The following is a 7,190-nucleotide window of genomic DNA, read 5'->3' on the forward strand; positions in this document are numbered from 1 at the left end:
AGCTAATTATTCAGCGCCAACTTCGGCTTTCACAACTTCTACAATGCGATGTACATATGCATCACAAACTTCTTGTGTTGGTGCTTCTGCCATTACACGAATAAGTGGCTCTGTTCCAGATGGACGAACAAGAATACGGCCATCACCGTTCATTTCTTCCTCTACAACACGAATAATTTCTTTAATTTTTTCATTTTCTAATGCTAATTTTTTATCTGTTACACGAACGTTTACTAACAATTGTGGGAATTTCGTCATTTCTCCTGCAAGCTCAGATAATGGCTTTTTCGTCATTTTCATGATGTTTACAAGTTGAAGTGCACTTAACATTCCATCACCAGTTGTAATGTAATCAAGTAAGATAATATGGCCTGATTGTTCTCCACCTAGGTTGTAACCCCCACGCTTCATTTCTTCCATTACGTAGCGGTCACCAACTGCTGTTTTATCACTTGTAATATTATTTGCTTCAAGTGCCTTGTAAAAACCTAAGTTACTCATAACAGTTGAAACAACTGTATTATGTTTTAATTGACCAGTTTCTTTCATATATTTCGCACAAATGAACATAATTTGATCACCGTCAACGATGTTTCCTTTTTCGTCTACAGCAATTAAACGGTCGCCATCGCCATCAAAAGCAAGTCCGATATCCGCACCTTTTTCTTTTACCAATTCAGCTAAGCCTTCTGGATGTGTAGATCCTACACCCTCATTAATATTCATACCGTTTGGAGAAGTTCCCATTGTTGAAATATCAGCTTCTAGGTCTGCAAATAAGTATGGAGCTAGAGAAGAAGTTGCACCATGTGCACAATCTAAAGCGATATGTAGGCCAGAGAAATCTTCTTCAACAGTTTGTTTAATGTACTGTAAATATTTTTGTCCACCTTCAAAGTAATCGCTCACTTGTCCAAGATTAGTACCTGTCGGACGTGGTAGTTCATCAACTTCTTTGTCTAATAAAGCTTCAATCTCAGCTTCTTGCTCATCTGTTAATTTAAAGCCGTCTGAACCAAAGAATTTAATACCGTTATCTTGTACTGGATTATGAGATGCAGAAATCATAACACCCGCTTGTGCATCTAGTGCTTTTGTTAAATAAGCAACGCCCGGTGTAGAAATAACGCCAAGGCGCATTACTTCTGCTCCAGTTGATAATAGGCCTGCTACTAAAGCTCCTTCTAACATATGACCAGATACACGTGTATCACGACCGATAATTACTTTTGGACGATCTGTATCTTTTGTTAATACATAACCACCAAAACGTCCAATTTTGAAAGCTAATTCAGGTGTTAACTCCTTATTTGCAACTCCGCGTACTCCATCTGTACCAAAATATTTACCCATTATGATTCGCTCCTTTTTCTTGCTCTTTTTGATTATCTACTGTTGGTTCTTGACTCGTTTCTTTATCTTTATCTTGATTTTGATTTTGGTTTTGATTCTTTTCCTGTTCTTTTTCTGAATCAGGTTCAGGATTTTTTGGTTTCTCATTTTGATTTTCTTGATTCGTATTTGAATCCGGTTGTTGACCGTTACCCTGTACTTCTTTATCTGGTTTTTCTTTCTTCACAATAGTAACTTTAGCACTTTTTTGTTTTGGCTCTATTGAAATATTACCAGGACCGCTCACTTGAATGGAAATATCTTTCGTCCCTGAGGATACATTTTGCAGATTAATTACCGCTGTTATTTGAGCAGCTGTTATTTTATCTACTATACTTGCTTCTCCTGAAATATCAACACTTATCTTTCCATCTTGCGGCGAAAGTAGCTGAGCAGTAACATCTTTAGACAGTCCATTTTTCTGGATTGGGATACCATCAATCGTTTTTGTTTTCGTTTGTTTTGTTTTTTGCACTCCCACCGAAACCTTCACTTGATTCGGTTTTGCACTTGTTACACCCTTGGGTAATAAAACAGAGGCATCGAATGTTGTAGACTCTGTCAATTGACTAAGATCTACTTCGACCCCCTCTAGCGATTGTATATTATCCAAAATATCTTTTGGACCAGCTATCGTTACTTCTCTCGGTTCAACACTGATATTTGTAACCGCCAATCCTTCTGCTAAACTCCCCTTCTTCGTATACGTTACAGGAACAGTTTTTTCAGTATTATTGGCTGTAGTTTGCGTTGCCACATTCAACGTTACACTAATCTTAGATGGACTTGTTCTTACATTTAAACGTTTTCCTTCTTTATTGTATAATGTAACTTCGGTCGTTTTTGTAACAGTTTTATTAACACCTTTTAAATCAACATACGCTTTGGCAGAGGAAATGCTTTCAATTTCTTCTTTCGTCCCAACTACCTCAACAGTATCCGGTTTAAGGCTTGATTTTTCTAGAGTAGCCCCCGCTGGCATCTGATCCTCATTTGATAATTTCAGATCTACATGAACATATTTTCTCGCCTTTTCATGAAGAGTAACTTTAATTGTTGATGGCTGAACTGTTCCTTTCACATCATCTGGAAGCCCGTTCGTTTTTAAAGAAATCTCATAAGTTCCTTTTGGACTATCTCGCAAATCAACCGGTATGTCAAATTGTTTTTTTGCTTTTGCTGTAGCAACTGATGCTTTTGGGCCTTCTAATTTTACTTTAACGCCCTCTGCCGGAATACCACTTACAATATATTTCTCCTCATCATACTTAAGATTAATAGCATAATTAGTTAATGTTTCTTTCGTATCATTTGCAAAAGGTAATATACCTGATGTCGTATTTTTTTCAGTTAACGTCGCTGACATAAAAAGCATACACGCCAATAGTAATGAGATCCCTTTTAAAAACCAATGATTCTCCATTAACTTATCCATGACGCTTTCTCCTCCAATTCCATAAAGACGAAGAAGTCGTTTTTTCGTTTCCACTAAATTCAGCTAATAACATATCTTTCAGCTGTTCTGTCTTCAAATCACGATGCAACTTACCATTTTTCGTTAAAGAAATTTGACCAGTTTCTTCAGACACAACTACTGTAATACTATCAGTAACTTCACTAACTCCCATTGCAGCACGATGTCTAGTTCCTAATTCTTTAGAAATAAACGGACTTTCTGATAATGGAAGATAGCATGCTGCTGCTTTAATTGTACTTCCTTGCATAATTACCGCTCCGTCATGAAGAGGTGTATTTGGAATAAAAATATTAATAAGTAATTCCGATGATACGTTTGCATTAAGCGGAATACCCGTTTCCACATAATCACCCATACCGGTCTCTTTTGACAAAGTAATTAATGCACCAATTCTACGTTTCCCCATATATTCGGTTGCTTTTGCTATCGCTGTTGCAACCATTTCAGGTTCATCATCCTCATGCGTTCCAACACGCGAAAATAAACTCCCGCGCCCTAGCTGCTCAAGTGCTCTTCGCAATTCTGGCTGAAAGATAATAATAACGGCTAAAAATCCCCACGTTAATACTTGTTCAGTTAGCCAAGATAGCGTACGCAATTCAAGGAAAATACTGATCATCTTAACGACGATAATAACTGTAATCCCTTTTAAAAGTTGAACAGCTTTCGTCCCTCGGATTATAAGAATTAGCTTATATATAATAAACCATACAATGGCAATATCTAATGCCGTACTAAGATATTTCAAAATGGTCGTATCTTCAAAAGGCATGCTATCCCTTCCTCCTACTTACGAGCAATTCTATCCATATATTGAAATATTGTTTTATGCTCTATCTGTATGTATTTCCAACAACTAGTTAATTATACCATACATGAAACAAACGACAATTACAAACAACCCCCTTTAGCTCAAATTGGTAAGATGTCAAACATTTTTATTGTACAGTATAATATAAATCATTATTATACGCTTATTTTCAAATAAAAAAAGCAACTTCTCAGTTGCTTTTCTTACATTTATTTTAGTTTTTCACCGAATAAAGAACCCATTAAAGCAACTGCTGTTGTTGCCGTTCTATTTCTCTCATCTAAAATCGTATTTACCTCAACAAATTCAGCAGATGTGATAATATCAGCTTCTGCTAACATTTCCATCGCCAAATGACTTTCACGATAAGATAGACCGCCAATTACAGGCGTTCCAACACCTGGTGCATCATGAGGATCAAGACCATCTAAATCTAATGATAAGTGTACACCATCGGTATGAGATAAATATGCGATTGTTTCTTCCATCACAGCCGTCATCCCCATACGATCAATTTCATGCATTGAGAACACTTTAATACCTTCATTGCGAATGAAATCTTTTTCTCCTTCATCCAATGCACGCGCACCGATAATTACGACATTCTCTTTTTTCACCTTTGGATATGCTCCGTATAAATCTACAAGTGAAGAATGTCCATAACCTAAACTTGCTGCAAGTGACATACCATGAATATTTCCAGATGGTGAAGTTTCCTCTGTATTTAAATCACCGTGTGCATCATACCAAATAACGCCTAAGTTTTTATAATGTTTTGCTACACCAGCTAATGTACCGATAGCAATACTATGGTCACCACCTAATACAAGTGGAAAACGACCTTCTTCTATAATATGATCCACCTTACTTGCTAATTCATTACATACAGTTGCAACTTGTGTAAGGTTTCTTAATTTTGTATTTTCATCTATCTCTTTTTCTCTCTCTATACATATATCTCCCATATCTTTAACGTCATATCCAATTTCTTCAATTCTTTCAATTACCCCTGCATAACGGATCGCGCTCGGTCCCATATCAACTCCACGACGCATCTGTCCTAAATCCATTGGAACTCCAATAACTGAGATTTCTTTTTTCATAGATAGTATCCCCCTTTTATGCCTTCACTAAATATTTTAAATCTTTTATATAGTCTGACTCAACTCGACATTTTTCTGTATGGATATACAATTTATTCACTTATATTCACGTTGAAAACCAAATTTTAAGACTATTCTATGTATAAAGTTAACTTAATGAAACAATCGCAATCACTATTATTAAATAATAATAATAAAACACTCCTATATTTAGAAGTGTTTTTCTGATGCTATTTTCCATACTGTTGCAATATTCTTCGTTGTCATTTCAATATTTTCTTCTGCTACTTTATATGCTTCTTCTAGTGTCATCGGTCTCGTTGTGATACTAAATACCGCATCTATTCCTTTCTCGTACACAGCTGAATAATCAGATGATACAGACCCTCCAATAGCAATTACAGGCACAGAAAAACGTTTTGCACGCCCCGCAACACCCACAGGAGCCTTTCCATATGCAGTTTGTTTATCTATTCTACCTTCACCAGTTATAATAAGATGTGCATCTTCTATATGTTTATCGAAATTTGTATAATCTAATACAATTTCAATGCCCCTACGCAAGTCTCCCTTTAACACTGAAATAACAGCCGCTCCCATTCCTCCCGCTGCCCCTGCACCAGGTATTTCAGATACATCAAAAGATACATATCGTTTAAGCATATTCGCATAATGTTGTAAATTCTCATCTAGCTCTTTCATCATCTCTATATTTGCACCCTTTTGTCTCCCAAATACGAAAGATGCTCCCTGCATTCCGACTAATGGATTATCCACATCACATGCCGCTTCTATCTTTACCCCCTTTAAGCGTGGGTCCATTCGTGAAAAATCAATAGTAACAATCGAGTGTAATGTGCCTCCAGATGGATCTATTACTTCACCCTTACCATTTATAAACCTTACTCCTAAAGCCGCTAACATACCTGCCCCGCCATCATTTGTAGCACTTCCTCCAAGTCCTAAAATTATGTACTCCACTCCTTGATCTAGCGCATGTAATATAAGTTCTCCTGTTCCTTTTGTCGTTGTAATAAGTGGGTTGCGCTTTTCAACTGGAACGTGCTGTAATCCTGATGCTGCTGCCATTTCAATAAACGCTGTCTTTTTATCTTTAGAAATGGCATAAAAAGCTTGTATACCTTCTCTAAGCGGTCCTGTCACACTAATTGATATAATTCTCCCCCCTGTAGCATCAACAAGTGATTCAACCGTCCCTTCTCCTCCATCTCCAATTGGTATTTTCACATACTCTGCATTAGGAAAAATTGCTCTAAAACCTCTTTCAATAGCTCCACATACTTCTATAGCTTTTAGGCTTTCTTTATATGAATCAGATGCAATAACAACTTTCACAATTATCTCCCCATCCCTTATTTTTACGTTTTCTTCATTTTAAACGACAAGTATAAAAGTTGTCTTTTTAAACACAAAAAAAGCTTACATCGTATGATATAAGCTTTTTTATTTAGATGGAGCCTAGCGGGATCGAACCGCTGACCTCCTGCGTGCAAGGCAGGCGCTCTCCCAGCTGAGCTAAGGCCCCTTATTAATTAAGCGGAAGACGGGATTCGAACCCGCGACCCCAACCTTGGCAAGGTTGTATTCTACCACTGAACTACTTCCGCAAAAATGATGAGCCATGAAGGACTCGAACCTTCGACCCTCTGATTAAAAGTCAGATGCTCTACCAACTGAGCTAATGGCTCGTAAATGGCTGGGCTAGCTGGATTCGAACCAGCGCATGACGGAGTCAAAGTCCGTTGCCTTACCGCTTGGCTATAGCCCATTAATATTTACTAGTATGGTTATCTTTTCAAAAAAATAAACCCTCTCAGGTTATTTTAAAGAAAATGGTGGAGGGGGGCAGATTCGAACTGCCGAACCCGAAGGAGCGGATTTACAGTCCGCCGCGTTTAGCCACTTCGCTACCCCTCCGACATTTTAAATATATATGGTGGAGGATGACGGGATCGAACCGCCGACCCCCTGCTTGTAAGGCAGGTGCTCTCCCAGCTGAGCTAATCCTCCAAAAGTGGTGACCCGTACGGGATTCGAACCCGTGTTACCGCCGTGAAAGGGCGGTGTCTTAACCACTTGACCAACGGGCCAAAAAAGTTTTAAACCTATTCCCAAGCTTCCAACCGGGCTTGAACCGGTGACCTCTTCCTTACCATGGAAGTGCTCTACCAGCTGAGCTATGGAAGCATAATGGCTCCGCAGGTAGGACTCGAACCTACGACCGATCGGTTAACAGCCGATAGCTCTACCACTGAGCTACTGCGGAATAATATTAGCCTGGCAACGTCCTACTCTCACAGGGACAAGGTCCCAACTACCATCGGCGCTAGAGAGCTTAACTTCCGTGTTCGGTATGGGAACGGGTGTGACCTCTCTGCCATCATTA

The 7,190-nt window shown here is 38.4% G+C and carries 5 protein-coding genes, 9 tRNA genes and 1 rRNA gene; all 15 read right to left on the reverse strand.

What is annotated here, in order from left to right:
* Window positions 1-6 precede the first annotated feature (6 nt).
* Entirely contained in the window at window positions 7-1,353 is a 1,347-nt protein-coding gene (glmM, locus tag ACTFN4_RS27730) for a phosphoglucosamine mutase (protein WP_000521476.1), read from the reverse strand.
* Window positions 1,346-2,827, reverse strand: coding sequence for a CdaR family protein (locus ACTFN4_RS27735; RefSeq protein ID WP_439963105.1), 1,482 nt, complete (start codon window positions 2,825-2,827; stop codon window positions 1,346-1,348). The genes glmM and ACTFN4_RS27735 overlap by 8 nt, the downstream gene beginning before the upstream one ends.
* The gene (gene cdaA, locus ACTFN4_RS27740; RefSeq protein WP_001115697.1) at window positions 2,820-3,641 is read right to left on the reverse strand and encodes a diadenylate cyclase CdaA; all 822 of its coding nucleotides are present in this window, start codon (window positions 3,639-3,641) and stop codon (window positions 2,820-2,822) included. Before cdaA ends, ACTFN4_RS27735 begins: the two co-directional genes overlap by 8 nt.
* Window positions 3,642-3,889: 248 nt before the next feature.
* A complete protein-coding gene (gene rocF / locus ACTFN4_RS27745; RefSeq protein ID WP_000711563.1) occupies window positions 3,890-4,783 on the reverse strand; it encodes an arginase in 894 nt (297 codons plus the stop codon).
* A 210-nt stretch (window positions 4,784-4,993) separates the two neighbouring features.
* Window positions 4,994-6,139 carry a glycerate kinase gene (locus tag ACTFN4_RS27750; RefSeq protein WP_439963106.1) on the reverse strand — a complete coding sequence of 382 codons (1,146 nt, stop codon included), beginning with the start codon at window positions 6,137-6,139 and terminating at the stop codon, window positions 4,994-4,996.
* 117 nt (window positions 6,140-6,256) lie between these two features.
* Window positions 6,257-6,329, reverse strand: a tRNA-Ala gene (locus ACTFN4_RS27755).
* A 10-nt stretch (window positions 6,330-6,339) separates the two neighbouring features.
* Window positions 6,340-6,411, reverse strand: a tRNA-Gly gene (locus tag ACTFN4_RS27760).
* An 8-nt stretch (window positions 6,412-6,419) separates the two neighbouring features.
* Window positions 6,420-6,492, reverse strand: a tRNA-Lys gene (locus ACTFN4_RS27765).
* Window positions 6,493-6,497: 5 nt separating this feature from the next.
* Window positions 6,498-6,572, reverse strand: a tRNA-Gln gene (locus ACTFN4_RS27770).
* 65 nt (window positions 6,573-6,637) lie between these two features.
* Window positions 6,638-6,721: transfer RNA gene (locus ACTFN4_RS27775), tRNA-Tyr, on the reverse strand.
* Between the two features lie 17 nt (window positions 6,722-6,738).
* Window positions 6,739-6,814: transfer RNA gene (locus tag ACTFN4_RS27780), tRNA-Val, on the reverse strand.
* A 5-nt stretch (window positions 6,815-6,819) separates the two neighbouring features.
* Window positions 6,820-6,894 (reverse strand) — tRNA-Glu (locus ACTFN4_RS27785).
* Between the two features lie 24 nt (window positions 6,895-6,918).
* Window positions 6,919-6,991: transfer RNA gene (locus ACTFN4_RS27790), tRNA-Thr, on the reverse strand.
* A gap of 4 nt (window positions 6,992-6,995) precedes the next feature.
* Window positions 6,996-7,070: transfer RNA gene (locus ACTFN4_RS27795), tRNA-Asn, on the reverse strand.
* A gap of 9 nt (window positions 7,071-7,079) precedes the next feature.
* Window positions 7,080-7,190 (reverse strand): 5S ribosomal RNA (rrf, locus tag ACTFN4_RS27800); the annotation flags it as partial.

Source organism: Bacillus cereus group sp. MYBK95-2, assembly GCF_051915225.1.
Classification (GTDB): domain Bacteria; phylum Bacillota; class Bacilli; order Bacillales; family Bacillaceae_G; genus Bacillus_A; species Bacillus_A cereus.

What these genes read in the sequence shown, in the direction of transcription:
- ACTFN4_RS27735 (WP_439963105.1), bottom strand. Translation starts at nt 2,827, where the DNA reads ATGGATAAGTTAATGGAGAATCATTGGTTTTTAAAAGGGATCTCATTA.
- cdaA (WP_001115697.1), bottom strand. Translation starts at nt 3,641, where the DNA reads ATGCCTTTTGAAGATACGACCATTTTGAAATATCTTAGTACGGCATTA.
- rocF (WP_000711563.1), bottom strand. Translation starts at nt 4,783, where the DNA reads ATGAAAAAAGAAATCTCAGTTATTGGAGTTCCAATGGATTTAGGACAG.
- glmM (WP_000521476.1), bottom strand. Translation starts at nt 1,353, where the DNA reads ATGGGTAAATATTTTGGTACAGATGGAGTACGCGGAGTTGCAAATAAG.